This is a genomic window from Vulcanisaeta sp. JCM 14467 (assembly GCF_001316245.1).
GTDB lineage: Archaea > Thermoproteota > Thermoprotei > Thermoproteales > Thermocladiaceae > Vulcanisaeta.
On the sequence record NZ_BBDM01000001.1, the window covers coordinates 154,233 to 179,591 of the forward strand.

The following is a 25,359-nucleotide window of genomic DNA, read 5'->3' on the forward strand; positions in this document are numbered from 1 at the left end:
ATTTTAAAGGTTTAGACTTATAACTTTGTTGAGATTTAACCCAGGCAGTGCGGTTAGTATGCAGAGAAGGACGGAGCTGCAGTTGGTGACAATGGTGGCTGTGGCGATCACGATTACGACACCATACATGATACTACCGAGAACCACCGTGCAGGTGAGCATTGGCAGGTTAGTGCTTAATATACCAATACCCTACAGCATATTGGGAGCCACATTAACCGCGATAGCCATAGCCCTGGAACTACTACCACTGGCAATCACGGAGTACAGGCTGTGGAGGATTAATAATGAGATACTCATGGAAACGCCCACAATAATTAGGATACTTAGGGATGGCCTAAGCTCGGGTCAATCCCTCAGCAATGTTGCGGAGATGCTAGCAAGGGTTGGTGGGGGCAGGTTGAGTAGGATGTTGATTGAGTCAATCATGAAGGAGAGCATGGGCATAACAACAATTAAGGAGGACTTAACCAGGGCGTCAAGGGAGCTTGGTAATGATTACCTGGCAATGCTCGCGATGATACTCGATACGGCGATAAGGTCTGGAGCAAGGCTTCAGGAAACCCTCGACATGGCGTATAAATCCTTTGAGGACACAGTGAGTTATTACCTGGACAGGACAAACCAGGTCAAGCCATACCTGGCACTCATTTATGTGGTGATGGTGATATACGTGGTGCTTGCCGGCGTAATAATTTACCTAATGGTACCAAGCATAAGCAAGATATCACTTAGCACATCAGTAAGTGGTATCACGACCCTAGTAATCCCCACAATTAATGTACAACTATTCTCATCAGTCATAGTAATAGGTGGCGTAATACAATCAGTAATAGCCGGATTAATAATTGGAAGAATAGTTTATGGAAAACCCACGGTAGGCTTAATGCACGCATCCATCCTAATAATGATAATTACATTAATAAATTATGTAATGTATGTAATGACGTATCTGCATATTATATAAAGAAATTAAAGAAAATTAGTGTATTAAGAGAAAAATTTATAAGGTGGTGTGTGAATTAGAAATTGATGGTGGGAAATAGAAATAAAAGAAAAAGCCTAGGTATAGAGCCAATTGTAGCCGCCATACTACTCATAGTCATAACCGTGGTAGCCGCAGTACTACTATACATGTGGTTCAGCGGATACCTAACAGCAACAACAACCAAGGTGAGCTCAATGGCAACACCAGAGCAATTCCAAGTAGTTGCCGCAAGCCTATCGGTATCAAAGGGGTTAGTGGCCTACGTACAGAATACGGGATCAGTAACAATAACAATAACAGGCGTTTACCTACTAAACGCAACAAACGGCAACCTAATAGGCCAAATACCAATAAGTTCAGTCTCAATAACCCCTGGGTCAACTGAACCAGTTACAAATAGTTCAAACTTTGCGTCAGCTCTTGGTGTGAAGCCAGGTACATCGTATGAATTACTGTTCGTGACATCAAGCGGTACTAAATATGCTATAACCGTGGTAGCATCATCGTAGTCAGGTGGGTACATTAAGCATTTTAAGTCAAAATTGCATCATAAGTGATTTTCCATGACCTCCACGGGTATTAGTGAGGTTGTTGGTGCGACGATATTACTCGTAATAGCCGTAGCCCTCAGCCTACTAATCTTCGGCTACTTCTACGGATACCTGGAATCACTCGGCTACTCATTGGCGAATGCATTTACCCGTTCCTGTGAGTTCACTATAATGAACGTCGCCTTCAACGTGTCGGGCTCGTCAATAAGTTCCATGGGCATAGCCATTTACGACTATGGTAATACGCAATGCGCCATATCGGGCGTATACGTACTAAATGAATCCGTGATATACCAAGTGGCATCAACGAATAATTGCATAACAAACCCAATAGTTAGGTTGAATCCGGGGCAGGTGGTGATACTCAACTACACGAGCTTAAGTATACCCTACGGCACGAATTACGACGTGAAGGTGGTCTCCTGTGATGGGTTCACGGTTGAGAAGGAGCTTGGGCAGTAGGGGCTTGGGGGAGTTGTACGTAATGGTCTTGATAATTATGATAGTGATAATCACCCTAGCCATAATCTACTCAGTACTCAATGGCTTCAGTAGGTACGTAACCGAGAAGCAACAGTCACTGGAATCCCTCATGAGCACTAAAGTTAGTACGTCCCTAATGGGCTTCAGTACCGTAGGTAATAACTACGTAATTGCCATAAAGATGAGCGGCGCCGCACCACTCAGTAATGCCAAGGTCGTGTGCACATACGACATGGGAGACACGCAGTACATGCAATACTGCAGTTACGTGGTTAATGGCGATACTACATACGTAATAGTACCAAATGCATTGGTCAATGAAGGGATAGGAAATCTTGTGATAACGATACCCGCAGTCAACGGCTTAACACCAAGCATAAACCTCTACAGAGGACCAATAGAGGTAAGCGTAATAACGCCATCAGTGGTCTACCTGGGCTCAATAAGTACGGTACAAGCAATTGTTTTACTAACGAATAATTCCACGGGGTGGGTCAACGCCACGGTTGTGGCTAACGTAAACGGAAACACAATAATAAACAGCACGATAATGCCGCCAGGAAGCTCAACCGCAGTGACAATACCAGTCAGTATATCGGGCGCTGGGGTAATAACGGTGCCGGTAACGGTGCTGGTGAATAACTATACGGAAACAGTACCCACAATGCAAATAAATGTGCAACAGCCATCACCAGGCACTGCATTATCACCTCCTACGCAATGCCAGAGCCAAAACATGGCGTTTGGATATGTGGGAAACGCTACATTAAAAGGCTTAAATGTCATTACGTACCCCCAGGTCACATTAAACCCGTACTGGGGCGTTATGGCAGTCCAGGGAAGCATTAATGGAGCTCCCAACCCAATATATACATACGCCATTGAGGAATTCGGTTCATACAACTACTACGTAGTTATGTACTACTACGACGTCTCCTCCCTAAAGATAAAGGTTGGCAATTACCCACATGTATCTGTTTACCTATATCCAGCGCAGTTCACAGTCAACAGCACGGTGTTCTTCATCATCATCGTTACGAACAATGGCAAGGTAATAATCGTCTATTGGTCATTAAATACGATAAATCCCAGCCCCTCAGGAAGTGGGGTTGTGAATAACCTGGATGCTGCAATACAGAGCCTATTTAATGTGAATGGAAATAACATAAACAACGTTGAGGGGGGTACAATACTCGCAGACACATGGATGAACTACGTACTCACCGTGAGTAATTACATAACGGGTAATCCGACATATCAATACGTGGGCTTCGGCATATACCTCCCAAACCCATACCAAGGCTACTATAAGTTTCAAGGTGTGGCTTATTGGGACTATATATGCATTGGTAAGTAAATGCGGTAAGTCATTATTTCATAATTATGTAAATATAAACAACTCCTTTCCTCATTAACTTTTAATGGTTTTTAGCCGGTACATGTTTAATACTTTATACTTTGATATTAAAACCATATGCATGTGCGTACTTTTAATAAGATAGTACTAAGATTTAAAAGTGAGGAAATAGTGAATTGAATGATGCCCTGGTTATTAATAAAGGTGATTAGGGACAGGCCCGGAATACTCAATGAAATAACGGCATCGCTGCTTAATCAGGGTATTAACATAAGGAACATAATCGGGAACTCGCATGCAATAATGCTTGATATAGATGATAATGTGGGCAGCATCCATAACCTAGGCACTATTAAGGATATTGAAGTATTGGGGATCCTGAATACACCTATAATACCACTTGCGTTTTCCTGGGGACAATTCCTCTCGGCCCTCAGGACTGTGTTGGTGCAGGTTGGTGCTAGGGAGGTAGAAAGGGTTCTCTATAGGTTTGGTTATGAGTATGCCAAATCGGTGGTTACGGAAATACCCATTGGGGACCCAGCGACCACGATAAAGACCTACCTATACACGGCTACGGCATACAATAGGCTCGTGCTCAGAGACTTAAGAATATCGAGGGATGAAATCAAGGTCGAATTCATGGCGCCATTTGATGAGGAGTTGAATCTAGCCTTCACCGAAGGCTACATACATGGGCTATTAAACACGGCGTACTCAAGACTCCACGCAATAACAATAATTAAGCAGGGCAATACATACGTAGCCACGGCCAAACCTCTGTCCTTATCAATCCTAAACCATAACAATGTTTAGGCGCCATCCTCTTGAGATGATTTTCGTAAATTCACTAAGGAAATAACGTGCGCATCAGCGCCCCAATTTTAATAAGACATGCGCCTGATCCTTCTCGTAACAGTAACACTTGGGTTGGCTCCCGCAGGCTAGCATGTTTACTTATTTTACGGAGTAATTAGTGCGACTAATTTAACCTCATTAAATTAATGATAGCTAAAGGCCCTGTATGACTATGCTTAAAACCATTTATGGTGAAATTTAAAGAATTTGAATTAAACACCATTTTAATTAAAAGGCTTCAATGCCCAATTGCTTGGTGTTCCACCTCCTTCATCCCTGCTGGCTTTATACTGAGTATTTCAATTTCATCAAATGGTTTTATCCCGTACTTCTCCCTGACCTCCTTCGGTATTGTGAACTGCCTACTAGCCGTATGCCTAGCCCTAAGTAGGAGTACTCTGTCTAGCGTAATTACATTACCATCATACCTAATGACTATATTCGCATATCGAAGGTGTTCAATATTAAGAACCCTAACCAACATGGCAGGTAAAAGGACTTGGTTATTAATGTAAACCCTAACCCTATATGGAAGACCATCAACGGGCTTGCCTTTCGACATGTTAATTATTAGACTTAGACTCAAAAATAAAAGGTTTTCAGCAAAGATAATAAAAGAGAAATTGATAGATAAAGGCAAAAATTAAGTAACGATATTCGCCCATGAGGGATAGATCTTTTATTGGTTACCTACTATTTAGGATAAATATAGATAAAGTTTAAAAGACTTTACATAAGTAAATAACTATGATGCGCTACAGAATCTATAGGGCTCTCACCGTGATATCAATACTAGCAATACTGGTAATAGTCGTCCAGGCCCACGGTGCCTATGCAGCACAGTCAATTTATACACTTCAATCATTCATCCTAACCCCCTACGAATGCAACTCCATGCCACTAAACTGCACCACAGACCTTAGGATAATCCTTGAACCATACTACGCAAATCCATTCAACGTGTCCCTAGCCGGCATGCCCAGCCTGAGTAGCCTACCCATTAACTACCCAAGCCAGCTGGTGATGGCAATAGAACCTAATACTAGTGAGTAGGGGTACGGAGGATAAGCTCCTAATTTTCCTAGAACCTGGTGGTGCATGTACGGATTACTACACGTGTTGGTACCCAGTGCTTGGTGTTAGGACTGTACTAACAATGTCCTCAAACCCCTACAACATTTGGAACGAGCTATTCGCATACACTGGAATACTAAATAGGAGCAACCCACTGAACCCATTCAGGAATTGGACCTTCATATTCATCCCATATAACACCGGCGACGTATTCTCTGGGGACAGGGTCATGGAATACTGCGGCATTGGCATTAACGGCATGATGGACTGCGTGACTACGTACCATGACGGCTTCGTCAATGCAATAATCGCGATGAGGTGGGCAGCCACCCAGTGACCCTGGAAGCAGGTAGTCCTTGCTGGATCGAGTGCCGGCGGCTTCGGCACAGCTCTCCTCTCCTACTACGCAATATAGATATTTAATGATCCAAACCTAATAGTGATTGACGACTCAGGCCCTGACCTCGCATCCACAATCAATCCACACTCTACCCTGGAGACAGCCGAACAGAGTTGGGGCTTCCTTGAATTAATGTCTCCAAACAAAAGCGGTTTTTATTTTTCCTTCGTTTTGAAGCAGGTCATTGTTTTCTCGCTAGAGTACCCTGGCTGGAAGAGAAATTGAGAATTATTACTGCTTCAATTGCCAAATTAGCAATAATATCCATATTGCGGTGAGAATCCAGCACAAAGCTTAAAATACTCCAAGGACATAATAGGCGACGTGGTCATAAAAATAAAGCAACCCAGGGGAACCCTTGCCGAAGACATCGTCTATCATGCTAAGGCATTAATAACTGGGTTTAAGGAGGTCGTGGAGCCAAATAGACTAACGATACAATACCCACGGGAAATGAGGTGGGTACCCGAGAGATTTCGAGGCTGGATACTACTAGATATCAAGAAGTGCATCAGCTGCTTCCAATGCGCATGGGCGTGCCCTGTGAACGCAATACAAATGTACAGAGCACCGAATGGCAAGTTTTACCCAGGAATACGCTATACAGAATGTATCCTGTGCCACTTCTGTGTTGATGCATGTCCAGTGGGTGCGTTAATTCCCACGCCGATTCATGACATCGCCTACGTGGATTTTGATGAGGTTAAGTTTAAGCCTGAGGATATGTCGAGACCACCTGAGTATATCTATGACGAGGCTGAGAGGGTTATTAAGTATGAGATTAGGGATGGCAAGTTACTGAAGATTGCGATGCCCAAGGACGAGATTAAGAAGAGACTCGAGGAGCTTGATAAGGTAATTGAGAGGTCGGGTGGTGCTGCCGCTGAGGCTGAGTCATCAACGGCATAGCCGTTCAACCTAGTGGTTTGGGGAGTAACTGGTTTATACCTTGTTTGCACCTATTCGCTTGATGAGTATTAGGGCGAGGGTTGGTATTAGGATTCCGAAGTTCCAAAGTGTGATTAGTGGTGGTATTCGCATATTGAGTGAGTATAATTTTGATTATGGTGTTCAGATCGATAGGGCTAAGCTCCTTAAGCTCATTGCCTTCGGCGTGGCTAGTCCCACGGAGCTTATTAGGAGGTTGAACATGCCCAAGTCCAAGGTCTTTAGGTATTTGAATGCCCTCATTAGTCGTGGTTGGTTGGTTAGGAAGGATGGTGGTTATTACTTGGCTGCTACGATTTTTCTTGTGTATAGGGTTAGGGGCTTCGGTGATTATGCCGTGCTTGAGGTCCTCAATGATAAGGGTGCTATTGTTGATCAGAGGGCTGGTCTTGTGATTATTAATGGTAAGGAGTCGCCGAGGGCTTGTCCGAGGTGTCCGTTGCTTCAGGAGTGTACTGATAATATTAGGAGTATTAGTAGGTCTTTTGGCATAACAATAAAGTCCGCCACGCCTGCCGATGCTTATCTCGAGATTATTAGTGCTATCATTAATGAGGGCCTTGTTAAGATACTTCTTAATGATTACATAGATCTTCACGTGAGTAATGGTATGTCGTTATGATTTTAGTTTAAATTTATGATTATGGAATGGCGACGTATTAACGTATGTACTGCTTTATTAACTTAACAACCTCTGTTGGCGTCCTAGCCACGGGTACGTTGACTTCCTGGAACGCCTTTACCTTGCTTTCATATGAGCCCATTCCCATGCTCACTATGGCTCCTGCATGTCCCATTCTCTTGCCTGGTGGTGCTGTCCTACCTGATATGTAGCGACCACGGGCTTAGTTACCTTGCCCGAGCCAATGTACTGGGCTAGCCTCTCCTCCATTGTTCCACCTATCTCGCCAATGACGACTATGTACTTGGTCTCTGGGTCCTCCTCAAACATCTTAACTACCTCGAGCATGTCTGTGCCGATTATTGGGTCTCCGCCGATGCCGACTACGGTTGATTGGCCAATGCCTGCCTGGGTTAGGTGGTAGGATATTTCGTAGGTCAGGGTCCCACTCCTCGAGACTATGCCTACGGGTCCTGACTTGGTGTATATGTGGTTTGGTAGTATGCCTACCTTGGACTTTAGTGGGCTGACGACTCCTGGGCAGTTTGGCCCTATTATTGTGACTCCCTTTCTCTTTGCGTAGTTTACGAATCTTAGGGCGTCGTGTATTGGTATGTGTTCTGTGATTATTACGATTAGTTTAATGCCTGCGTCTATGGCCTCGTAGACTGAGTCTGCTGCGAATTGTGCTGGTACGAAGATTATTGAGGTGTTTATGTCGGGGAACTTCCTCAGGGCTTCCTCGACGGTGTCGAAGACGGGCACTCCATGGACCGTTTGACCGCCCTTACCTGGGGTCACGCCAGCCAGTACCTTGGTGCCGTATTGGAGCATGTATTGGGCGTGTCTTGAGCCTTCCCTGCCCGTTATTCCTTGGACCAGGACCTTGGTGTTTTCGTTTACGAGTATTGCCATGCCCATCACCTCGTTATTACCTTTGATAATGCCTCCATTGCCTCCTCAGCAGTTTCATAGGTTTTAAGTCCTATCTCCGCCAGTATCCTCCTACCCTCCTCCTCATTAGTTCCCTTGAGTCTGATGAATATTGGCTTATTCGTCTTAACCTCATTCAGCGCCTCAACAACGCCCCTGGCTACTTCGTCGCATCTGGTTATTCCGCCGAATATGTTTATTAGGACGGCCTTTATCCTATCATCTATCAACAGCATCTTGAGTCCCTCCCTAACCGCGTCCTTACTCGCACCACCGCCAACGTCTAAGAAATCGGCCGGCTCATGCCCAAACTCCTTAACTAGGTCCATGGTTGCCATGGTTAAGCCGGCTCCATTGGCCATTATCCCGACGTAGCCTGTTAACTCTACGTAGTGTAGTCCGTACTTCCTGGCCTCGAGTTCCTCCGTGGTGTAGTCACTATCCTCGATACTGATGTCTGGGTGCCTATATAGTGAGTTGTCGTCGATCATCACCTTGACGTCCAGGGCCACCAACTGCCCATCTGTCGTTAGGGCCAGTGGGTTTATCTCGACGAGTTCAGAATCGTACTCGGTGAATACCCTATACATGGCCTTGGCAACAGTTACAAAATCCTGCGCTGCAGAACCCTCTAGGCCCAGTTTTTGCGCCACGTTCCTTATCATGTAGTCCCTAAGTCCCTCGTAATCGTCTATGTAAAGCCTAACTATCTTCTCGGGGCTTCTCCTGGCGACCTCCTCAATGTCGATGCCTCCTTCGGTGGATGCGAGCATTAGGTAGCCCCTGTTTTCCCTGTCCAGGGTTATGGATACGTAGAGCTCCTTGGCTACGTTAACGCCCTCCTCAAACAACACCTTCCTAATTGGGTAGTCCTGGATCACCTTGCCCAGGTAATCCCTGGCTGCGTTTTCGGCGTCCTTAATGTTGTCGACCCTCCTCACCAGCCCCATCTTAGCCCTGCCCGCAAAAGGTACTTGGGCCTTGGCGTAGAGTGGGAATTTGAGGGTGTTGAGTACGTCTATGTCGTCGAGGCTCTTTACTATTGCTCCCCTGGGTATCTTGACGCCATACCTATTCAGTAATTCCTTACCTTTATACTCGAGGAGTCTCACGCTAATTTACGCAGACTAACCTTAATTTAAGCATTTACATTATTTAGATGATGTAGGACTAAGTACCCTTATTAAGTCTTAAAAACCTGGTGAATGAGTAGTCAACCTCGTCCTTCCTCGGCACGGCGATTAATACGGAAATTCCAGGCATTGAGAGTGCCGTGCTTCTAGCCTTACTTAGCTCTGTGAATTCCATGATGTCTCTACCGTGGATTACTATTACTTTACCGCCAAATTTATTAGGGTCCATGTACCTTATGACGTATTCCCTAATCCTATCCTCAAGTCTATCCATGAATACAAATTGTTTATGCTAAGCCCTAATTTTTATTTTTCCTTACAGGGAATTACTGATTTGATGTCTTCAATGAATGAGTTGGTGAGGGAGTTGAGGATTAATGAGATAGTTAATGCGTTGATGACTGCGTTTAGGGCAGGTAATAGGGATTACATATCATCGGCCGCCGAACTCCTTCATGAGGAATTCACATACACCGTTTCGGAATCAACGGAACTAACTGGCGATACACTAAGACGTGCATCTATCCTCCACGCATTGTATTGCCTAAGCCTTGGCATGCTTAGGCTAATGAGTGGCGAGTCAATTGCAATAAACCCAGTGGAATTATTGAGGGTTGCGGTTAATGACGGCGACTTATCCCACATTACCCAATCACTCATTGCGTCTCAGCCCTACTTATTAAGGGTGATTCGTCATGGCTCGGGGATTTTAGGGATTTAGTTCAGGGGATTGGTGATGGGTTGATTAAGGGCATGCTCCTGGCATTCCTCGATATTGCCGGGTTAATCAAATCCCCGGATCCCTGATTAACATGGCCATGTTCCTACCCTCAACCTTGGTAATTCTAACAATACCTAATTCCTCAAGTCTCCTCACGCTCCTCCAAACGGTTGTCCTAGGTATGCCCAAATCCCTGGAAATATCAACTTCAAATGCGGAGCCGCCCCTGGACCTTAGGTACCTAATTATTGCCATCTCATAATCATTGAGGCTCAGCGTCGACGGGAATTCACCTGTAAGTGCACCCTTCTCACTTCCCCTCCGCTTTTGCCTAGTTCTCATTGCATATAGTGTAAATGCTGCGATTATGATTACGGCAATGAGGATTATAATCACAACCCGAAATGTGGGTGGGTTGCCGTTGTTGTTACATGCGTTGTATGCTTGGTAATCGTGGTTGGCATTACCGTGTAGAGAAATTCACCGGGTCCCCTCGCCTCTATTATTAATTCGCCATTCACCATGCTCATGCTGATTAATGATAGCGTTATGTTGTATATGAGTATGTTACTTGGTATGATTAACTTAACCGTGGCATTACCCACGCTCATCCCAATGAAGCCTTCTTCAACGAATACCTTGGGCACGTATGTTATGGACACGCTTGCGGTGCGAGAACCGGCACTACTATTGATGTGCCGTTAATCATGTATGCGGTTGGTGTTCCATTAACGAGGACTAATGCGTATGACTGTGGTTGGACGGGTAGTTGTAGTGTTACGAATTCGCCGGTCAGCGTGGTGTTTAAGCTAACGGTTGATGTGCCGTTACCGTATAGTGTTATTATCCATATTAGCATTAATGGCGTAATTACCATTTTGATTAGCAGCTTTAATGAGTGTATGCTCCTATAAAAATTTCCCCATCATGTACCGAGACCCCAACTGCTTATGTAGTGTCTCTGCTCCTCAGTTAGTTGGTCAATCCTTATGCCCATGGTCTCAAGCTTAAGCCTTGCAACCTCCATGTCCAGCTCATCAGGTAGCTTATGCACGCCCAGTGACAACTTACCCCTGTTCTTCACTATATACTCAACGGCGAGGGCCTGGTTGCTGAAGGACATGTCCATAACCTCGCTTGGGTGTCCCTCGGCAGCCACTAAATTAACGAGCCTGCCCTCAGCGAGTAGGTAGATGCGCTTACCGTTTGGTAATTCGTACTCAACCACGTAATCCCTAATCCTCCTTTTCTCACTCGCAACCCTCTCGAGCCCAGCCACGTCGATCTCCACATTGAAGTGACCCGCATTGGCCAGTACTGCGCCATCCTTCATCCTCAGTATGTGGTCCAGCGTTATTGCATTAATGTCGCCTGTGGCCGTTATGAATATGTCACCTACCTCCGCAGCCTCACTCATGGGCATTACCTCAAAGCCATCGAAGACGGCTTCAAGGGCCCTAACAGGGTTTACCTCGGTAATAATGACCCTGCGCGCGCCAAGTCCCTTAGCCCTCATGGCTATCCCACGCCCAACCCAGCCATAGCCGGCCACCACGACTACCTTACCCGCGACCAGTATATTCGTGGCCCTGAGTATGCCATCCCAAGTCGATTGCCCAGTCCCATACCTATTGTCGAATAGGTACTTGGTGTATGAGTCGTTGACGGCGATTATTGGGTACCTTAGCGTCCCCTCCTTCGCCATGGCCCTTAGCCTAATCACGCCCGTCGTCGTTTCCTCAGTACCACCATAAATGTTACCTATTAACCTACCGAAGTCCCTATCGCCGGCGGTTTCCAGTGCGTAACTAACCTCGTTGCTCTTAACGCCGAGGGCTAGCTTATGTAGCGTTACTGTTAGGTCGGCGCCATCATCCATTGTTACGACTGGTTCCTGGGAAATTGCGAAGCCAATGGCGTTATAGTACTCTCTCTCATTCATTCCCTTCCACGCGTACACGTGCACGCCCTCCTCAGCCAGCGCTGCGGCCACTTCGTCTTGTGTCGAGAGTGGGTTTGAGGGTACCAGTGTTACCGTTGCTCCGCCGGTAACTAATGTCCTGACTAGGACTGCGGTTTCTTTAGTCACGTGAAGGCTGGCCGATATCTTGATCCCCTCGAGTGGTTTTTCACTGCTGAATCTCTCCCTAATCTTCATTAGAACGGGCATGTGTCTTTCGGCCCACTCAATCAGTAGGCGCCCCTTCTCCGCCAGCGATATGTCCTTGACCTTATATGACATTTGGGTCAATGCGTTGACTTACTGAAGTATTAAAATTTTAATGATTAATCATCCATATAGTAACTTCTCGGTTTGCTTGTCGAATAGCTTTATCTTACGTGAGTTGAAGTATATGTTTACTGGTTCACCGAGGCTGAAGCTCGTTGATGAGACGACCTTAACCTCTGTGTTCTGTAGCTTAACCATTACATTGAACTTACCGCCAGCGAATTCGGAAATCTCCACAACACCCTTGCCGACGTATACTAAGTCATTATTGCTGATGGTCTCCTTAGACAGTATTATGTCCTCGGGCCTTATGCCAGTATTACATTCTCAGTTCCCTGCACATTCACGCCAGGTGGTAGTTGAACCTTTACATCACCTCCATCGAAATACACCTCATTGCCCTTACTAACTATTGAGCCCTCAAATAGGTTTATATCGCCTATGAAGTTTGCCACGAATATGTTAGCCGGCTTGTCATAAATCTCGTTGGGAAGTCCTATCTGCTGGATAACACCCCTCCTAAGCACCGCTATCCTATCGGCTAGCGTCAGTGAATCGGCCGGGTCGTGGGTGACAAGTATCGTTGTTATGCTTAACTTCCTCTGGATATCCTTCACGAAGGCCCTTGCCGTAACCCTAATCCTGGCATCCAGGTTGGAGAATGGCTCATCCATCAGGAGGACCTGCGGCTCCTTAACCAACGCCCTTGCAATGGCAACCCTCTGCTGCTGACCACCGGATAATTGCCTTGGATATCTATCCAGGGTCTCGGCTATGCCCAGCACCTCGGCTATCTCCCTAACCCTCTTCTCAATCTCCGCCTTGGGCAGCTTCTTAATCCTGAGTGGGAAGGCTATGTTATCGAAAACCCTCATGTGCGGATAAAGGGCCCAGTTCTGGAATACCATGCCCACATTCCTATCCTTTGGCGGTATGAAGACGCCCTTCCTCGGTGATGCAACTAGGGTATCGCCAATCCAGACCTCGCCATCAGTCGGCTCCTCAAGTCCTGCCACAACTCTAAGCAGTGTTGTTTTTCCGTGGCCGGACGGCCCCATTACTACCATGAACTCCCCAGACCTAACCTCGAGCTCCACCTTGTCCAGCGCCACTACGTTCTTCCCGAATATCTTAGTAACCTCATGCAGGTAAACCCTAACCATGTCCCTACAGTACCCTGAATTTATTTAAAATAAAAATAAATTTTTCCAACAGGGCTAGGTATAACCAGTGTTAACAGCAATAATGGGTAGACCCATCATTAAGTCCTACTAACTCATTACATGGGAACTTTATTAAAATGCCTAAGTTAATGGGTGTCAGATTGAGATGAGCCACGTTAGTAAGCGTTTCGAGCATGCCGCGAGGATGTGGGGTAGGGATGTGGATAAATTCGTTGAGTCTGCGATTAATGGTTTTGGTAGTTCAATGTTCATAATGGGCCTGTACTATAGGAAACCTAATTGGGCTTGGCCAAGGTGGTTGAGGCAGCAGTTGGATCCTAATGGTAGGGGTTTTGAACCTGCCAGTTGATGCCGTTTAGGAATGTTCACTTTAAGGATTGGGGTATGGTTGGTACTGTGCAAGGCGTTAATGAGGCTGTGATAGACCCAGCCATGTTGTTTGTGACTAGGAGGAATGTTGCGTTTGAGGTGTGGGTTTATGATGGTTCGAGGCTGTACACGCCGGGCTTCGTGGTTCATTTAGGCAATACCTAGAGAGGCCTGGTTACCCGGTGATAATTAATGAGTGGGATTTGGGGGTCGTGAAGGTTATTGCTAGGTCAACCGTCGCCAGTAGGTCGGGGGTTGACGTATTGGTTATAGACCTAAGATTGATTGGCTTGCCTGGTAATTACATTGTTTACCTTGTGACGAGGCCCTATAATGTTGATCACGTAGTTGAGGTCGGGAGTGTGGGTGTTGAGGGTGATGGTTGGTTCATAACTGTTAATGGGGAGTTGGCATTGACTACGGATAGGGAGCCATCGCAGTTTGGTTCATACAATGTGAATAGGGATGCGAGTGAGGATGCTGCCTTCGGTAGGCTTAATGGTGAGCTCTATGTCAATGATGAGTTGGGCTGGGCTCACGCAGCCCTTGGCTTTAACGCGGTCATTAATGGGAGTAATGAGTGGAGACTCAGGGTAAAGGCGCCGATTGATTCGCTTAGGAATACGTGGCATAATAGGGCGTTAGTTAAGTCGGTTAGTGATAATGACATCATGAATGAATTGCGTAATTGGGACGCGATAAACGAGAGGTCTCTCTCGATATCCATTGGTAATAGTGTCATTGGCGATATTCTTCGCCAGTCAATGGCGAATCTGGTAATGCTTTGGGATGGTGGTAGGATAACGCCGGGTCCACTGATTTACCACCTCTTTTGGATAAGAGATGGATCCTACATGGCGACTGCCCTCACAATGCTTAACCTAGTCGAAATGGGTAAGGCAGTCATTGAGGAATTACTGAGGAGGATTGACCCCACCGGGTATTTCAAGGCTGTGGATTTCGATGTGAGGGAGTATGACGCTAATGGGCAAGTCCTGTGGGCTGTGAGTAAGTATGTGCAGTTGACGAAGGATTACGACATGTTAAGAAGGTGGTACTCAGTCATTAGGCGTGGTGTTGAGTGGCTTGAGATGAATAGGGAGGTGGCGGGTGATGAGTCGATAAGGGGTTTATTACCGCCGTCCTGGTCTGCCGAGGATACGGGCCCATGGACCATCATTATTGGGATGACATGTGGGCCATTGCCGGGTTGAGGGAGTTGGGTAAGGTGCTCAGGGAAATTAATCACGAGGATTATGAGTGGGTTATTAAGTTACACAATGAGTTTACGGACGCCTTAATCAACTCAATAAACGTTGTCAGGTCGAGACTTGGCATTGATTACATAGTGCCGGCGCCTGAGAGGGTTGCCGATTCGGCGATGACGAGGGTTATAGCGGTTGTGTGGCCGACAATGGCCCTGCCGCTGGATAATCCATTGGTTAGGAGGACGCTTGAGGTTACTGAGGAGTTGTATGGGTTGAATGGTGGAGTAGTGAATACGCATCAATGGGGTACTTACGGTAGTTACTTAACCATGAACCTAGCCCACTCCTGGGCAATACTTGGTGATAGGGAGCGAGTTAGTAAGTACTTAATGTGGATAGTAAATCATGCATCGCCAACGTATGGTTGGGCTGAGGGAATATCAATAATAACTGAGAGGGGTGGACAGGGCGATGAGCCTCATGGTTGGGCTGCGGCCGACTTCATAATGCTCATTAGGGACTTAGTGATAAATGATTTGTTCGAGACGCCAACACTGTTTAGGGGTATGCCCCTGGACCTACTAAGGCGGGGGGTTACGGCGAGTAATGTGTCGACGATTTATGGGTTCGTAAAGAGCGTGAGTGCGTTTATGAGGGGTAATGAGTTTGTGATAAACTACGAAGGCTTGGGCAAGCCCGTTGGTGTTGGGCAGTATGAATTGCTCATAGACTCGCCAGTTACGCCTAAGGAGGTTCAGTGCGATGGTTGTAAGTACGAGGTAATGACGGGCAACATCGTTAGGGTTATGCACGGTGGTAAGTTCACCATTAGGATACTGGGTTGATAATAACAAAAATAATATAAGTAGTATATAAATACTCCTCATTTTTCGAAGAAACCTTTATTAAATTAGCTGTTGCCGCTTTGGTGGGTTCCTTGGTCTGGTTTAATCGGGATGTCATAAGCGTGCTGGATTTCGGTAGGGAGGATTTCGAGGTCCTGTTTTCTGAGGCATTAAGCATGGAGAGGTATGCCAAGTCTAGGCTTGATATACTTAGTGATAAGGTTCTTGCCCTGGCCTTCTTCGAGCCGAGTACTAGGACGAGACTTAGCTTTGAGACGGCAATGCTTAGGCTCGGTGGCAGGGTAATCGGCTTTAGTGGTACTGAGCTACGTCGATGGCTAAGGGCGAGAACCTAGCCGACACTATTAGGATGCTTGATGCATATGCGAACGCCATAGTGATTAGGCATAGTCTCGAGGGTGCGGCCAAGTTTGCTACCGAGGTTGCGGAGTCGCCGGTAATTAATGCAGGTGATGGTTCTCAGAATCACCCGACGCAGGCCATGCTCGACCTATACACGATTTGGCGGGAGTTTAAGGTTATTGATGGCTTATCTATTGGTATACTTGGCGACCTTAAGTATGCCAGGGTTGTTAACTCCCTGGTTCAGGCACTGTCATACTATAAAGTCAGGCTTCACCTAATATCGCCCGAGCTCCTCAGGCCTAGGCAGGAGCTTATTGAGTTCATGAACTCGAGGGGTATGAAGTATGACTGGACTGACGACCCGTACAACGTGATTGGTGACTTAGACGTGCTTTACGTGGTCAGGATCCAGAGGGAGAGGTTCCCGGACCCGATGGAGTATGAGAAGGTCAGGGGCGCCTATAGGGTAACGCCTAAATTGATCGAGAGGGGTAAGCCAAGCCTAATAATCCTGCATCCACTGCCTAGGGTTGATGAGGTTGACTTCGCGGTTGATAACATGCCGCAGGCCAGGTACTTCAGGCAGGCCGGCTTAGGCGTGCCCCTGCGCATGGCGTTGCTTAAGCTTGTGCTTGCGGGTGATAGGTCGTGAGTGGTAAGAGGGAGTTGATAATTAGTAAGATTAGGGATGGCGTGGTCATTGACCATATACCTGCTGGTAGGGCTCTTCTAGTGCTTCGGCTGCTGGGTATAAGTGGTCGTGAGGGTTTTAGGGTTGCGTTGGTTATGAATGTGGAGAGTAGGAAGTTAGGTACTAAGGACATTGTTAAGATTGAGGGTAGGGAATTAACTAAGGATGAATTGAACCTAGTAGCCCTCGTTGCACCAACGGCCACGGTGAACATAATTAGGGATTACGAGGTAGTTAGTAAGTTTAAGGTCTCAATACCAGACGTAGTAGAGGGATTGCTTAAGTGTAAGAATCCGAGGTGCATAACGAACCAGCAGAGGGAGCCAATTAGGAGTAGGTTCCGTGTTATTTCCAGGGAACCGCTTAAGCTGGTGTGTGAGTATTGTGGTACGATACATGAACTCGGTGATATCGAGAAGTACTTTGGACTGGCGTGATGGGTATGTTGAGTGATGATTTAGTGATTGATCTTTATAGGATTGGTGCGATTAGGTTTGGGCGGTTTAAATTGACGAGTGGTCTTGAAAGTCCATTTTACATAGACCTTAGGCTCGCAATAACGCACCCGGGTATTTATAAGCGGTTGGTTAAGTCAATGGCTGAATTACTCTCCAACTTCGCCGTAGATGTCATCGCCGGTATAGAGACTGCCAGCATACCGTGGGCCTCAATGGTGGCTTACGAACTCAATAAGGGAATAATCTACGTTAGGAAGGAGACTAAGGAGCACGGTACGGCTAAGCTCATTGAGGGTGATTTAAGGCAGGGCATGAAGGTCGCCGTTATTGATGATGTGGTGACTACGGGTGGCTCAATAATTAGGGCTATAAGGGCTATTAGGAGTTACGGTGGTGATGTGGTCCTTGCCGCGGTCTTCATTGATAGGGAGCAGGGTGGGCTTGACGCCATTAGGAGTGAGGGCGTTAATGCAGTTGCGTTGATGAGGATTACCGAGATCATAAATACCCTTACCAGGAACGGCTTGATCAGTGATGAATTGCGTAACTCAATAATTAATTACCTGGTGAGTACGCGTGTTGGTGCGGGTACTCAAACTTCTTAATTACCTGCCTCCCGACCTCACCCATGAACTATCTCACATGCTCATTAGGAGTGGTGTTGTGAATTATCGTAGCTACGGTATTGAAATGCCCATTGAGGTGAATGGTAGGCTTATTAAGAATCCACTGGGACTTGGTGCGGGTATTGATAAGGATGGTTTCCTAGCCCCACGTATTGCGAGGGCGGGCATTGGTTTCATAACCATTGGGTCAATCACGTTAAAGCCACGCACTGGCAATCCGAAGCCGCGGATGGTTAAGTACCCTGGTTTGAAGGCCATGGTTAACGCCATGGGTCTGCCGTCGAGAGGCTTTACGGACTTCCTTACCAGGTTACCCAGCATACTTAGTGAGTTGCGTAAATTCGATGTTTACGTAATCCTTAGTTTGGCAGGCTTCTCAATTGATGAGTTCATGTATATGCTGAGTAAGTTGAGGGGTTATGATGTGGATGCCGTGGAGTTGAATATTAGCAGTCCCACGTACCGTGGCTCATGGGTGTCGGATAGGGATTATCTGGGTGAGTTGCTTAATGGTGTTGAGTCGTTTCCTGGAGCATTATTCATAAAGTTACCCCTTGGTGTTGACGTTGATTTCTATAGATGGATTGTGAGCATCGCTGGTAGGCGTGGATTTGGGTTGACAATAGCGAATACCCTGCCCGTTAAGGAGCCCAGGATTTCCGTGGGCTATGGCGGTTTGAGTGGTTACCCAATATACCCAATTGTTAAGTCGCTAATTATTAAGGTTAGGAGGTGGGGCTTTAGGAATCCCGTCATTGGGCTTGGCGGTGTGTTCCATGGTTGGCAGGTGGTTGACCTAATGAGGAGTGGTGCGAACATGGTTGGTGTGGTTACGGCATTCGCTATGAGGGTCCCTTCGTATTTAATAGATTGTTTAAAGAGGTATTGGCGAGACTGAGTGAAAGGCTTTAATAATTACTTAGTCACCACGTCTCAATGAGGCTTAATTATTGGGGTGGCGGTTACGGAGTGCCATTTAGGCCGTATAGACATGAGGTTAGGGATATCGTGATTGCCCTCATCGCTATGACCGTGGCCTTTGCCCTACTCTTCAACACATTATTCAGCACTGACGGTTTAATAGCCACCTTCATTGCCGTACTCACGGGATTCCTAGGGCATGAACTAATGCATAGGGAGGTTGCCAGGAGGTTGGGTTACATCGCCTACTTCAGGGCCTGGTGGATCGGTCTATTATTAGCACTGGTGACCTCTATTTTTCACGTCATTATAGCCCTGCCCGGGGCCACAGTAATTGGCCCAAAGGTTTGGGGTTACCCATCAAGGCGTGATGAGCTGAGGATAGCCTCGCAGGCCCAGCAACTAACATGGTCTTCGCAGTGATCTTCCTAACACTCTCATTATTACTTCCAGGTTCATCATCATTCTATGCCTTCTTAATATATGCCATCAATGCTTGGCTCGGCTTCTTCAACATGTTACCCCTGGCCCTGCCAGGCATAGTGCTTGATGGCTTCAGGGTATTTAGGGATGATGTTAGGGTTTGGGTTACGGCCTTTGTCGTGTCGATCACCCTACTAATACCTTTAATACCTAGGCTTATACTATAATGTTATGGCAAGGATTATAACCTAGCTCATCACTGCGGTAGTTGTGAGGTTTAGTTATGAGGTGGTTAATGAGGACTCTAACATAGCTGTTGTTACTCTATGGAGTAGTGTTGATCAGGTAAAGAGGTTGCTTGGTGATTCAATAAGGCTCGTGGGAATCATCGGCAATCTATACACGCCGGTGGGTATTAATTACATGATAGCCACGTTATCGAGGTTTAACTGGATTGATACGTTGATAGTCCTCGGCCTTGACTATAACGGTGTCGGCGACTTACTGATTAGGTTCTTTAGATGGTGCGTTGGATGCGTTGCTTGTGGATAGGGGTGTTGCTGATGGTGTTAGGTCTACGGTGAGGGTCATAGACCTTAGGGAGGCGTTTAAGGCGTACAACATTGATTTAATAATAAGGGCTATTCGCGAGAATTATAGGCCTGGGCGTAGGCCTGTTAGGCCGTTAATTAATGTGAAGGTTCGTGAGAGCGAGCGTGGCGGCGGTTGGGTACTGCCCCTGGTTGGCGCCTTTATTTATGAGAGGGATACCTACAGGTCCTGGGTTAAGCTCGTTGATTTGGTCCTGAATTACGGCTTTGATAAGGGCGATTATAGGGAGTTCATAGCACCCATGGTTGTCATAGACTCAGTGGGTAAGCCGCACCCATTCAGGAGACTCAGTGAGGCAGGGCTTAGGGGCCTTGCGCTACCCGCCGACGTGGGTAAAGCCATCATCAATGAGTTGAGGATTAACCCATACTCAATGGGTGCTGTTTACCACGGCAGTGACTACCTGGTTCAGGGCGTCATAAGTGGTGATTACTATAACCAGGTTGTTTACCTGAGGAGCGTTGACGTACTTAATGACTGGTGCAGGCAATTGTATAGGTGGTGGTCCCTGGCGAAGAGCGTGGTTGACGCCTTAACAGGGAGTTCAACGCCTGGTACAGCGTGGGTTCTATGGCAATAATACCGTTCTCAGCTAGGATTTACGTGAAGGACTTGGGCAGGCTGAGGATTTCGTGAAGAGGAACGCCGGTGTATTCAGGGAGTTCGTGGAGGATCCAAGGGGTAACTTCCTGGTCATGAGGGAGGGCGACTCGGTGATTGTCGAGCATAGGTTGCCAGTGACGAACCTCCTGCACAGGAGGTTCTCGTTCAACTCGCTTGAGGAGGCGTATAATGCGCTTAAGAATAGTAATTATTTCACGAACTACTCACACGCCATGTACCTGGGGAAGGAGTTGGCTAGGGCGTTCCTACTCAGGGATTACGAGCAGGATAGGTTATGATCACTCTACGTGAAGTAAGGAATAAATGACCTAACCCATGAATTAGGTAAATGACTGAGGTAAATCGCCGAGTGATTAAGGACGTAAGATCACTCGGCGTATTATCATCGATCCTATTAATAGTAGGTTCAATAAGGTTCACGGCCCATGAGGTATTCACAATCCTCGGCCTATTAACATTATTGTATGCATTCAGGACATATGGCTTGGTTGGTCGATTCCGTAATGCCGGTTTTGCATTAGTAATGATGATTGCGAACGTATTATTTATATATACGGCGACTGCAATCATAACTGGGCTATACGGGCCTATTAAGGTTACAATCATTCAATCGCACGCAATCATTAACCTATCGCCTAATATGCCCACGTGGCTGAGGTACCCATCAAATCAGGCAACGCTCATTTACTCGCTGATGGCTGCGTCGTGGCCCTTAATAATTGCCTACTCATACTTCCTCTATCGCTCAATTAATGGATTGGGTAGGTTACATAGGTATGCGGGTATTCTGCTGATGATCGGTGCGGCGCTCTATATAGCCTTGATTGGCGCCTTCATAATGCTCATAGTATATGCATTACTCCTCATTGCCTGGTTAATGCCTATTAACGAGTTAAGGGATAATGAACCCGTCAAATTCACGGAGAAGCATGCCATAAGGATAATCGCCTGGTCAATAGCGCTCTCACTAATGGCTCTGGTGATATCATCATCATTACTATCCACGTCACTAAGCCCGCAGTACTACGGATTAGACCCAATAGACATACTTGCACCTACCATCAAGCACTTCACGGCTTACACAGCACTAACTAACTACTCAATAATAGAGATAGGCGTTACAAACCAAACCTACACGCCAAATTCAGTATCCATACTGGGCTATATCGCGGTATTCCTCCAACCCTACTATATCAAGGTCGGTGTAGGCACGAAATCCTGCCTAAGCGTAACTACCGTGGCGCCCATGAGTACTTACAGGACAAATTATACAATACCGATCGAAATACCCCCAACACCACTCACACTCAGCCCTGAGCCGCAGGTGGTTTACGAAGGTACCGCCGTTGAAACTATAATTAAGCCAGGCGAGGTCTCATGGATTTACATACCCGCATTGACCATGAGTAATCACTTACCAGTACCAAATGGCTTTTTAGTCAACTGCACGATCAATAATTATAATTATGTGTTTCCAATAAATGTAACAATAACGGCAATAATTAACATGCACGGTAACTACTTCACAACCAATTATGAGATGAGTTACATAGAGGCTTCATTCGTAATCAATAGGACAGCGGTAAGGCTGGTTAATGAGGACATCGGTACATTCACAAGGTCCTCAATTAATTACGTAAATATAGCACCGATTATTTACCTACCACTATTTATCTACTACATTATTTATGACCGTGAATTCTACAGGAAATTATTAATTAATGGCTAAGGTACCTAAACACCGGTGATCCATGGTTAGGAAGAAGCCATACCCACACAACAGCGACATACTAAACGCCATGCTCAGGGTATTCTCCAGGGAACCCCTCATAAAGCCCATGGACTTCCCTGACAAGGTCCGCGAGGAACTCAGGAAAGAGGGCTTCTACGTCGGCTTGGTATCCGTGAAGCGCATCTGGAGGATTTATGAGGATGCCGTCAGGAGAGGATTCATCTATGATTACCTAGGCGTAGTGGTTGGTTACGGCAGTGACTACTGGGAGGAGTAATGGCACGGTTAATACATGCCCATGCCTCATTGTAATTGGAAATTTCTAGCGAGATTCTCGATCATTTTTAAATCCGTGACTGCATCCTAGATATAGTCGTCCCTGTTAACCCTGTTAACTGGTGTTTCACCCCTTATGTACCTTATCACGTTCTCCACAGCCCTCATAATGGCATACTCGGCAATATCCCTCTGCGCACCACCAGCTATGTGCGGTGTACCCAGGAAGTTGGGTAGCGTCGTTAATGGAGTCCTCGGCGGAATCTCCTCATGCCCATCATGTACCCACCAGACGTCCGTGCCAAACCTAATGTCCTGCCTCTCCTTAAGCACCTGTACAGGTCCTCCTCCCTAACCACGTCGCCACGGCCAACATTCACCACTATGGCACCCCTCTTCAAAGCCCTAAGCTCCCTCTCGCCAATCAAGCCCATCGTATACTTATTCAGCGGTAACGCTATCGCCACAATGTCGGCCCTCGGCAGGACCTCAAGTAACCTACTCGTAGGATGAACCTCATCAAAGTACTCGGCGAGCTACCACTCCTGTTGATACCAATGTTGTATGTCCTAAATCCCTCCTTACCAATCCTCGCAATCTCCCTACCAATACCACCAGTGCCCAGGACAAGCAGGGTCGCTTCAAATACTTTACGTGGGCTCGTTAATTCATTACCTAGGTACTCCCTGGCATTAAGTACAGGCCTATGCAGCCCCTTGGCCAGTGTTAATATCATCGCCCAGGCATGCTCGGCAACGGGTATTGAATACGCACCTGCGTTGCTGTAGATCTCGATATTGCTCGGTATTGCCGAGAATGGTAAGTGATCAACGCCAGCGGAGAATGTCTGTATCACCTTTAACCTCCGCATTAAACCAATATTACCTGCCAGGTCAAACTCCCTACCGCACCAGCACAGTAATACCTCGGCCTTTGACAATGCATTCAATTGCTCATCCCTGCTCAACCTCGGTAATTCGTATAGGTCTACGCCATAGCCCTTCAGCATCTCCCTAGCCCTTTCAGGTAATTCAACCGTACTAACTATGGTAGTTACCATTTAGACAGGGAACGATTACCGGCTTATTTATTTTTCCACGGGCAAATACTATTATCTACACCTCAAAGTGAGGCGGGTATGTAGGGAGGAACTAACGAGTGTGTTGGCTAGGGAGGGATTCACGACTAAGTACGCCAACATGATGAGTTACGGTTGCCTAAACCCGAGGAAGCGATTGATTGGTTACTTAAATCACGCAACGAAATAGGTTTAAGGCGTCGGGCCCACTTACGGGAACCGACGCATCGAAGCCCGCATTCAAAAACTTTCAATATTCTATTGAAGATCCTCTAGTGCATGACTTTATTTAGGGCTTTATAAATTTTGGTTGCCTGGGTTGGCTTGGGTGGATTCTCGATTTGGATGTTCCACCGCGACCGCCCCCTTTGTGGGTGTTAGTCGCCTTAGGTGCTTTGTGATTATTTGCTTCTTCCTCTCGTCCTTCACCCTCTCGAGCTTCCTACAGAGCACTTTAACGACCTGCGCCTTAATGTCTTCATACCTCTCAAATACGTGCATTGGAATTGTCACAACCCTATACTTACCACTTTTGCGGGTATTAACACGCGCCTGCAATCCATTACCATACACGGCCTTCAACGCTTAATGACCTCATCGACCTCAACATCGCTCTTCATCCAATGCTCCAACTCAACAGTGCCCTTTTGAACATGTACTGTGAATCCATAACCAGTCACTGTAATTCGCATCTCACCCCTCCTGAACTTAACCTCCATCTCGGCTATTCGCTTAATCCTCACCCACTTATCGAAGCCCAACGCATCGAGAATGTCCTTAAGGATCGGCGGTAGAACGTTGATCATCGCCCTTGCCAGGTTGATGGCATTACCGCTGTAAAACCTCACGTTGATTACACTATTATTGATGGGCACTGATCCCCAGTTAAAACCCATGCCCTTCAGCTTTTCCAACAATGGCTCCCACCTCTTAAACTTCTCACCAGACATCGCGATTGCAATCACGGCCTCATCATAGACGCGGCCATTGATTTTGAGCTCCTCAACATCTGCATAGCCATCACCAAGCACTGCAGTGAACGTGAACGCCAATAACTCCTCCTCACCGAGCTTCTCAACGTCATTGAGGACCCTCCCTTAAGCGGGTCATGGTTAGTCCTTAAACGCCACGTAATCGTCAAGCCACCCTCATTGACATTAACCGCTTTTACATGCACGTAATCCTCACCCGGGTAAAGAAGCGACCAAACAATGGCCTGCCAAACCTGTGTCGTGTTCATAGCCGCATAGCCATCCTTGACAAATCCATCGCCTCCACAACCCACCACGCCTCCCAAACGCGCCACTTCAGAATTCGCCCAACGGCTTCACCCAACAACTCGACAACTTTATTTACGGCGTTTTCGTCAGCCTCACCACCGCAGACGTACTCCCCACCACGCTTAACGCCTTGGCAAAACCTATTCCTCCACAAAAGCTCCATGTTGAATTCACCAAACCCACCCAGAGCACCGGACATATACCAACACCAAGTTCTCAACTGGATTAATAAGGCACTGCAGTTAGGTAGTGACGTGCCTAGGCAATGCACGACTTACGCAACCACCAAGCCAATCATGGACAGGCTAATAAGGGCTTTGGCGATGGGCTGGAACGACCTTCCCCAACACCAACCCCTTAAATTCCTC

Annotated in this window: 39 protein-coding genes and 3 pseudogenes; 26 read left to right on the forward strand and 16 right to left on the reverse strand. The window is 46.7% G+C overall.

Annotated elements, in window-relative coordinates; all coding sequences use genetic code 11:
• Positions 1-25 precede the first annotated feature (25 nt).
• From JCM14467_RS00880 to JCM14467_RS00900, 5 genes are all read left to right on the forward strand, one after another.
• Positions 26-967 (forward strand): type II secretion system F family protein, encoded by a 942-nt coding sequence (locus JCM14467_RS00880; protein ID WP_252900293.1) that lies wholly within the window; start codon positions 26-28, stop codon positions 965-967.
• Between the two features lie 65 nt (positions 968-1,032).
• The gene (locus tag JCM14467_RS00885) at positions 1,033-1,497 is read left to right on the forward strand and encodes an archaellin/type IV pilin N-terminal domain-containing protein (protein ID WP_054848790.1); all 465 of its coding nucleotides are present in this window, start codon (positions 1,033-1,035) and stop codon (positions 1,495-1,497) included.
• Between the two features lie 54 nt (positions 1,498-1,551).
• Positions 1,552-2,001 (forward strand): hypothetical protein, encoded by a 450-nt coding sequence (locus tag JCM14467_RS00890; RefSeq protein ID WP_054848791.1) that lies wholly within the window; start codon positions 1,552-1,554, stop codon positions 1,999-2,001.
• On the forward strand, positions 1,967-3,379 hold the full coding sequence (locus JCM14467_RS00895) for a hypothetical protein (protein WP_252900294.1): 1,413 nt from the start codon (positions 1,967-1,969) through the stop codon (positions 3,377-3,379). The genes JCM14467_RS00890 and JCM14467_RS00895 overlap by 35 nt, the downstream gene beginning before the upstream one ends.
• Before the next feature lie 183 nt (positions 3,380-3,562).
• A complete protein-coding gene (locus JCM14467_RS00900) occupies positions 3,563-4,195 on the forward strand; it encodes an amino acid-binding protein (RefSeq protein ID WP_054848792.1) in 633 nt (210 codons plus the stop codon).
• Positions 4,196-4,475: 280 nt separating this feature from the next.
• Here the strand turns inward: JCM14467_RS00900 and JCM14467_RS00905 are convergent, their stop codons facing one another.
• Complete coding sequence (locus tag JCM14467_RS00905; RefSeq protein WP_054848793.1) at positions 4,476-4,799, reverse strand: AbrB/MazE/SpoVT family DNA-binding domain-containing protein; 324 nt, start codon at positions 4,797-4,799, stop codon at positions 4,476-4,478.
• Positions 4,800-4,984: 185 nt separating this feature from the next.
• Between JCM14467_RS00905 and JCM14467_RS00910 the strand changes: the two genes are divergently transcribed.
• The 4 genes from JCM14467_RS00910 (at position 4,985) to JCM14467_RS00930 (ending at position 7,281) form a co-directional block, all read left to right on the forward strand.
• Positions 4,985-5,290, forward strand: a complete 306-nt coding sequence (locus JCM14467_RS00910) for a hypothetical protein (protein WP_054848794.1) — start codon at positions 4,985-4,987, stop codon at positions 5,288-5,290.
• A complete protein-coding gene (locus JCM14467_RS00915; RefSeq protein ID WP_054848795.1) occupies positions 5,283-5,648 on the forward strand; it encodes a pectin acetylesterase-family hydrolase in 366 nt (121 codons plus the stop codon). Before JCM14467_RS00910 ends, JCM14467_RS00915 begins: the two co-directional genes overlap by 8 nt.
• A 387-nt stretch (positions 5,649-6,035) precedes the next feature.
• Positions 6,036-6,620, forward strand: a complete 585-nt coding sequence (locus JCM14467_RS00925; protein WP_054848797.1) for an NADH-quinone oxidoreductase subunit I — start codon at positions 6,036-6,038, stop codon at positions 6,618-6,620.
• Positions 6,621-6,681: 61 nt separating this feature from the next.
• The gene (locus JCM14467_RS00930) at positions 6,682-7,281 is read left to right on the forward strand and encodes a helix-turn-helix domain-containing protein (RefSeq protein ID WP_054848798.1); all 600 of its coding nucleotides are present in this window, start codon (positions 6,682-6,684) and stop codon (positions 7,279-7,281) included.
• Positions 7,282-7,318: 37 nt separating this feature from the next.
• Here JCM14467_RS00930 and sucD read toward each other — a convergent pair.
• The 3 genes and pseudogenes from sucD to JCM14467_RS00945 all read right to left on the reverse strand — a co-directional run bounded on the left by sucD (position 7,319) and on the right by JCM14467_RS00945 (position 9,621).
• Positions 7,319-8,196 (reverse strand): annotated as a pseudogene (gene sucD, locus JCM14467_RS00935) (succinate--CoA ligase subunit alpha).
• A gap of 5 nt (positions 8,197-8,201) precedes the next feature.
• On the reverse strand, positions 8,202-9,326 hold the full coding sequence (sucC, locus tag JCM14467_RS00940; protein WP_054848799.1) for an ADP-forming succinate--CoA ligase subunit beta: 1,125 nt from the start codon (positions 9,324-9,326) through the stop codon (positions 8,202-8,204).
• Between the two features lie 58 nt (positions 9,327-9,384).
• Entirely contained in the window at positions 9,385-9,621 is a 237-nt protein-coding gene (locus JCM14467_RS00945) for a hypothetical protein (RefSeq protein WP_054848800.1), read from the reverse strand.
• A 63-nt stretch (positions 9,622-9,684) separates the two neighbouring features.
• On the opposite strand from JCM14467_RS00945, the gene JCM14467_RS00950 reads away from it, so the two are divergent.
• Positions 9,685-10,068 (forward strand): hypothetical protein, encoded by a 384-nt coding sequence (locus JCM14467_RS00950; RefSeq protein ID WP_252900295.1) that lies wholly within the window; start codon positions 9,685-9,687, stop codon positions 10,066-10,068.
• A gap of 66 nt (positions 10,069-10,134) precedes the next feature.
• On the opposite strand, the gene JCM14467_RS00955 is transcribed toward JCM14467_RS00950, so the two are convergent.
• The 5 genes and pseudogenes from JCM14467_RS00955 to glcV all read right to left on the reverse strand — a co-directional run bounded on the left by JCM14467_RS00955 (position 10,135) and on the right by glcV (position 13,461).
• Positions 10,135-10,464: a helix-turn-helix transcriptional regulator gene (locus JCM14467_RS00955; protein ID WP_054848801.1), complete on the reverse strand. Its 330-nt coding sequence runs from the start codon at positions 10,462-10,464 to the stop codon at positions 10,135-10,137.
• Positions 10,461-10,730, reverse strand: coding sequence for a hypothetical protein (locus tag JCM14467_RS00960; RefSeq protein ID WP_054848802.1), 270 nt, complete (start codon positions 10,728-10,730; stop codon positions 10,461-10,463). The genes JCM14467_RS00955 and JCM14467_RS00960 overlap by 4 nt, the downstream gene beginning before the upstream one ends.
• Positions 10,721-10,945 carry a hypothetical protein gene (locus JCM14467_RS00965; RefSeq protein ID WP_054848803.1) on the reverse strand — a complete coding sequence of 75 codons (225 nt, stop codon included), beginning with the start codon at positions 10,943-10,945 and terminating at the stop codon, positions 10,721-10,723. The genes JCM14467_RS00960 and JCM14467_RS00965 overlap by 10 nt, the downstream gene beginning before the upstream one ends.
• Positions 10,946-10,993: 48 nt before the next feature.
• Complete coding sequence (gene ahcY, locus JCM14467_RS00970) at positions 10,994-12,310, reverse strand: adenosylhomocysteinase (protein WP_054848804.1); 1,317 nt, start codon at positions 12,308-12,310, stop codon at positions 10,994-10,996.
• 48 nt (positions 12,311-12,358) lie between these two features.
• Positions 12,359-13,461 (reverse strand): annotated as a pseudogene (gene glcV, locus JCM14467_RS00975) (glucose ABC transporter ATP-binding protein GlcV).
• A 166-nt stretch (positions 13,462-13,627) separates the two neighbouring features.
• On the opposite strand from glcV, the gene JCM14467_RS14635 reads away from it, so the two are divergent.
• From JCM14467_RS14635 to JCM14467_RS01030, 15 genes and pseudogenes are all read left to right on the forward strand, one after another.
• Positions 13,628-13,831: a hypothetical protein gene (locus JCM14467_RS14635; RefSeq protein ID WP_252900297.1), complete on the forward strand. Its 204-nt coding sequence runs from the start codon at positions 13,628-13,630 to the stop codon at positions 13,829-13,831.
• A gap of 35 nt (positions 13,832-13,866) precedes the next feature.
• On the forward strand, positions 13,867-14,016 hold the full coding sequence (locus JCM14467_RS14640) for a hypothetical protein (RefSeq protein WP_252900298.1): 150 nt from the start codon (positions 13,867-13,869) through the stop codon (positions 14,014-14,016).
• Positions 14,017-14,033: 17 nt separating this feature from the next.
• Entirely contained in the window at positions 14,034-15,065 is a 1,032-nt protein-coding gene (locus JCM14467_RS14645; protein WP_252900299.1) for a hypothetical protein, read from the forward strand.
• A complete protein-coding gene (locus JCM14467_RS14650; RefSeq protein WP_252900300.1) occupies positions 15,044-15,904 on the forward strand; it encodes a hypothetical protein in 861 nt (286 codons plus the stop codon). The genes JCM14467_RS14645 and JCM14467_RS14650 overlap by 22 nt, the downstream gene beginning before the upstream one ends.
• Positions 15,905-15,996: 92 nt before the next feature.
• A pseudogene (gene pyrB / locus JCM14467_RS00985) lies at positions 15,997-16,922 on the forward strand (aspartate carbamoyltransferase).
• A complete protein-coding gene (gene pyrI / locus JCM14467_RS00990; RefSeq protein WP_054848805.1) occupies positions 16,919-17,398 on the forward strand; it encodes an aspartate carbamoyltransferase regulatory subunit in 480 nt (159 codons plus the stop codon). Before pyrB ends, pyrI begins: the two are co-directional and overlap by 4 nt.
• Positions 17,398-18,024 (forward strand): orotate phosphoribosyltransferase, encoded by a 627-nt coding sequence (gene pyrE, locus JCM14467_RS00995; RefSeq protein WP_054848806.1) that lies wholly within the window; start codon positions 17,398-17,400, stop codon positions 18,022-18,024. The genes pyrI and pyrE overlap by 1 nt, the downstream gene beginning before the upstream one ends.
• Complete coding sequence (locus tag JCM14467_RS01000) at positions 18,002-18,943, forward strand: dihydroorotate dehydrogenase (RefSeq protein WP_252900301.1); 942 nt, start codon at positions 18,002-18,004, stop codon at positions 18,941-18,943. The genes pyrE and JCM14467_RS01000 overlap by 23 nt, the downstream gene beginning before the upstream one ends.
• Before the next feature lie 38 nt (positions 18,944-18,981).
• Entirely contained in the window at positions 18,982-19,389 is a 408-nt protein-coding gene (locus JCM14467_RS14655) for a hypothetical protein (protein ID WP_252900302.1), read from the forward strand.
• Positions 19,374-19,616, forward strand: a complete 243-nt coding sequence (locus JCM14467_RS14660) for a hypothetical protein (protein ID WP_252900303.1) — start codon at positions 19,374-19,376, stop codon at positions 19,614-19,616. Before JCM14467_RS14655 ends, JCM14467_RS14660 begins: the two co-directional genes overlap by 16 nt.
• Before the next feature lie 43 nt (positions 19,617-19,659).
• Positions 19,660-19,941 (forward strand): hypothetical protein, encoded by a 282-nt coding sequence (locus JCM14467_RS01010; protein WP_054848807.1) that lies wholly within the window; start codon positions 19,660-19,662, stop codon positions 19,939-19,941.
• Positions 19,928-20,581, forward strand: coding sequence for a hypothetical protein (locus tag JCM14467_RS01015; protein WP_252900304.1), 654 nt, complete (start codon positions 19,928-19,930; stop codon positions 20,579-20,581). The genes JCM14467_RS01010 and JCM14467_RS01015 overlap by 14 nt, the downstream gene beginning before the upstream one ends.
• Positions 20,582-20,633: 52 nt before the next feature.
• Positions 20,634-20,903 (forward strand): DUF4346 domain-containing protein, encoded by a 270-nt coding sequence (locus JCM14467_RS01020; RefSeq protein ID WP_054848809.1) that lies wholly within the window; start codon positions 20,634-20,636, stop codon positions 20,901-20,903.
• A gap of 71 nt (positions 20,904-20,974) precedes the next feature.
• Entirely contained in the window at positions 20,975-22,354 is a 1,380-nt protein-coding gene (locus tag JCM14467_RS01025; protein ID WP_054848810.1) for a hypothetical protein, read from the forward strand.
• Between the two features lie 22 nt (positions 22,355-22,376).
• Positions 22,377-22,634, forward strand: coding sequence for a hypothetical protein (locus JCM14467_RS01030; protein WP_054848811.1), 258 nt, complete (start codon positions 22,377-22,379; stop codon positions 22,632-22,634).
• 86 nt (positions 22,635-22,720) lie between these two features.
• On the opposite strand, the gene JCM14467_RS14665 is transcribed toward JCM14467_RS01030, so the two are convergent.
• Genes JCM14467_RS14665 through JCM14467_RS14675 form a run of 3 tightly spaced genes read right to left on the reverse strand, consistent with a single transcriptional unit; the run spans position 22,721 to position 23,693 of the window.
• The gene (locus JCM14467_RS14665) at positions 22,721-22,966 is read right to left on the reverse strand and encodes a hypothetical protein (RefSeq protein WP_252900305.1); all 246 of its coding nucleotides are present in this window, start codon (positions 22,964-22,966) and stop codon (positions 22,721-22,723) included.
• On the reverse strand, positions 22,876-23,100 hold the full coding sequence (locus JCM14467_RS14670; RefSeq protein ID WP_252900306.1) for an NAD(P)-dependent oxidoreductase: 225 nt from the start codon (positions 23,098-23,100) through the stop codon (positions 22,876-22,878). The genes JCM14467_RS14665 and JCM14467_RS14670 overlap by 91 nt, the downstream gene beginning before the upstream one ends.
• Entirely contained in the window at positions 23,091-23,693 is a 603-nt protein-coding gene (locus JCM14467_RS14675) for a hypothetical protein (protein ID WP_252900307.1), read from the reverse strand. Before JCM14467_RS14675 ends, JCM14467_RS14670 begins: the two co-directional genes overlap by 10 nt.
• Positions 23,694-23,760: 67 nt before the next feature.
• On the opposite strand from JCM14467_RS14675, the gene JCM14467_RS14680 reads away from it, so the two are divergent.
• Positions 23,761-23,901: a hypothetical protein gene (locus tag JCM14467_RS14680; RefSeq protein WP_252900308.1), complete on the forward strand. Its 141-nt coding sequence runs from the start codon at positions 23,761-23,763 to the stop codon at positions 23,899-23,901.
• Positions 23,902-24,008: 107 nt separating this feature from the next.
• Here JCM14467_RS14680 and JCM14467_RS01040 read toward each other — a convergent pair whose 3' ends face one another.
• From JCM14467_RS01040 to JCM14467_RS01050, 4 genes are read right to left on the reverse strand one after another with little or no spacing between them, the layout of a single operon-like run.
• Positions 24,009-24,293 carry a hypothetical protein gene (locus tag JCM14467_RS01040; protein ID WP_054848812.1) on the reverse strand — a complete coding sequence of 95 codons (285 nt, stop codon included), beginning with the start codon at positions 24,291-24,293 and terminating at the stop codon, positions 24,009-24,011.
• Positions 24,290-24,763: a hypothetical protein gene (locus JCM14467_RS01045; protein ID WP_054848813.1), complete on the reverse strand. Its 474-nt coding sequence runs from the start codon at positions 24,761-24,763 to the stop codon at positions 24,290-24,292. The genes JCM14467_RS01040 and JCM14467_RS01045 overlap by 4 nt, the downstream gene beginning before the upstream one ends.
• Positions 24,673-24,996 (reverse strand): hypothetical protein, encoded by a 324-nt coding sequence (locus JCM14467_RS14685; protein WP_252900309.1) that lies wholly within the window; start codon positions 24,994-24,996, stop codon positions 24,673-24,675. The genes JCM14467_RS01045 and JCM14467_RS14685 overlap by 91 nt, the downstream gene beginning before the upstream one ends.
• Entirely contained in the window at positions 24,948-25,190 is a 243-nt protein-coding gene (locus JCM14467_RS01050) for a hypothetical protein (protein WP_054848814.1), read from the reverse strand. The genes JCM14467_RS14685 and JCM14467_RS01050 overlap by 49 nt, the downstream gene beginning before the upstream one ends.
• Positions 25,191-25,359 lie beyond the last annotated feature (169 nt).

Coding starts and splice junctions, on each gene's coding strand:
- JCM14467_RS00885 (WP_054848790.1), top strand. CDS start 1,033: ATGGTGGGAAATAGAAATAAAAGAAAAAGCCTAGGTATAGAGCCAATT.
- JCM14467_RS00890 (WP_054848791.1), top strand. CDS start 1,552: ATGACCTCCACGGGTATTAGTGAGGTTGTTGGTGCGACGATATTACTC.
- JCM14467_RS00895 (WP_252900294.1), top strand. CDS start 1,967: ATGGGTTCACGGTTGAGAAGGAGCTTGGGCAGTAGGGGCTTGGGGGAG.
- JCM14467_RS00900 (WP_054848792.1), top strand. CDS start 3,563: ATGCCCTGGTTATTAATAAAGGTGATTAGGGACAGGCCCGGAATACTC.
- JCM14467_RS00905 (WP_054848793.1), bottom strand. CDS start 4,799: ATGTCGAAAGGCAAGCCCGTTGATGGTCTTCCATATAGGGTTAGGGTT.
- JCM14467_RS00910 (WP_054848794.1), top strand. CDS start 4,985: ATGATGCGCTACAGAATCTATAGGGCTCTCACCGTGATATCAATACTA.
- JCM14467_RS00930 (WP_054848798.1), top strand. CDS start 6,682: ATGAGTATTAGGGCGAGGGTTGGTATTAGGATTCCGAAGTTCCAAAGT.
- JCM14467_RS00945 (WP_054848800.1), bottom strand. CDS start 9,621: ATGGATAGACTTGAGGATAGGATTAGGGAATACGTCATAAGGTACATG.
- JCM14467_RS00950 (WP_252900295.1), top strand. CDS start 9,685: ATGTCTTCAATGAATGAGTTGGTGAGGGAGTTGAGGATTAATGAGATA.
- JCM14467_RS00965 (WP_054848803.1), bottom strand. CDS start 10,945: ATGGTAATTACGCCATTAATGCTAATATGGATAATAACACTATACGGT.
- ahcY (WP_054848804.1), bottom strand. CDS start 12,310: ATGTCATATAAGGTCAAGGACATATCGCTGGCGGAGAAGGGGCGCCTA.
- JCM14467_RS14635 (WP_252900297.1), top strand. CDS start 13,628: ATGAGCCACGTTAGTAAGCGTTTCGAGCATGCCGCGAGGATGTGGGGT.
- JCM14467_RS14640 (WP_252900298.1), top strand. CDS start 13,867: ATGGTTGGTACTGTGCAAGGCGTTAATGAGGCTGTGATAGACCCAGCC.
- JCM14467_RS14650 (WP_252900300.1), top strand. CDS start 15,044: ATGTGGGCCATTGCCGGGTTGAGGGAGTTGGGTAAGGTGCTCAGGGAA.
- pyrE (WP_054848806.1), top strand. CDS start 17,398: ATGGGTATGTTGAGTGATGATTTAGTGATTGATCTTTATAGGATTGGT.
- JCM14467_RS14655 (WP_252900302.1), top strand. CDS start 18,982: ATGAGGCTTAATTATTGGGGTGGCGGTTACGGAGTGCCATTTAGGCCG.
- JCM14467_RS14660 (WP_252900303.1), top strand. CDS start 19,374: ATGGTCTTCGCAGTGATCTTCCTAACACTCTCATTATTACTTCCAGGT.
- JCM14467_RS01030 (WP_054848811.1), top strand. CDS start 22,377: ATGGTTAGGAAGAAGCCATACCCACACAACAGCGACATACTAAACGCC.
- JCM14467_RS14675 (WP_252900307.1), bottom strand. CDS start 23,693: ATGGTAACTACCATAGTTAGTACGGTTGAATTACCTGAAAGGGCTAGG.
- JCM14467_RS01050 (WP_054848814.1), bottom strand. CDS start 25,190: ATGTCCGGTGCTCTGGGTGGGTTTGGTGAATTCAACATGGAGCTTTTG.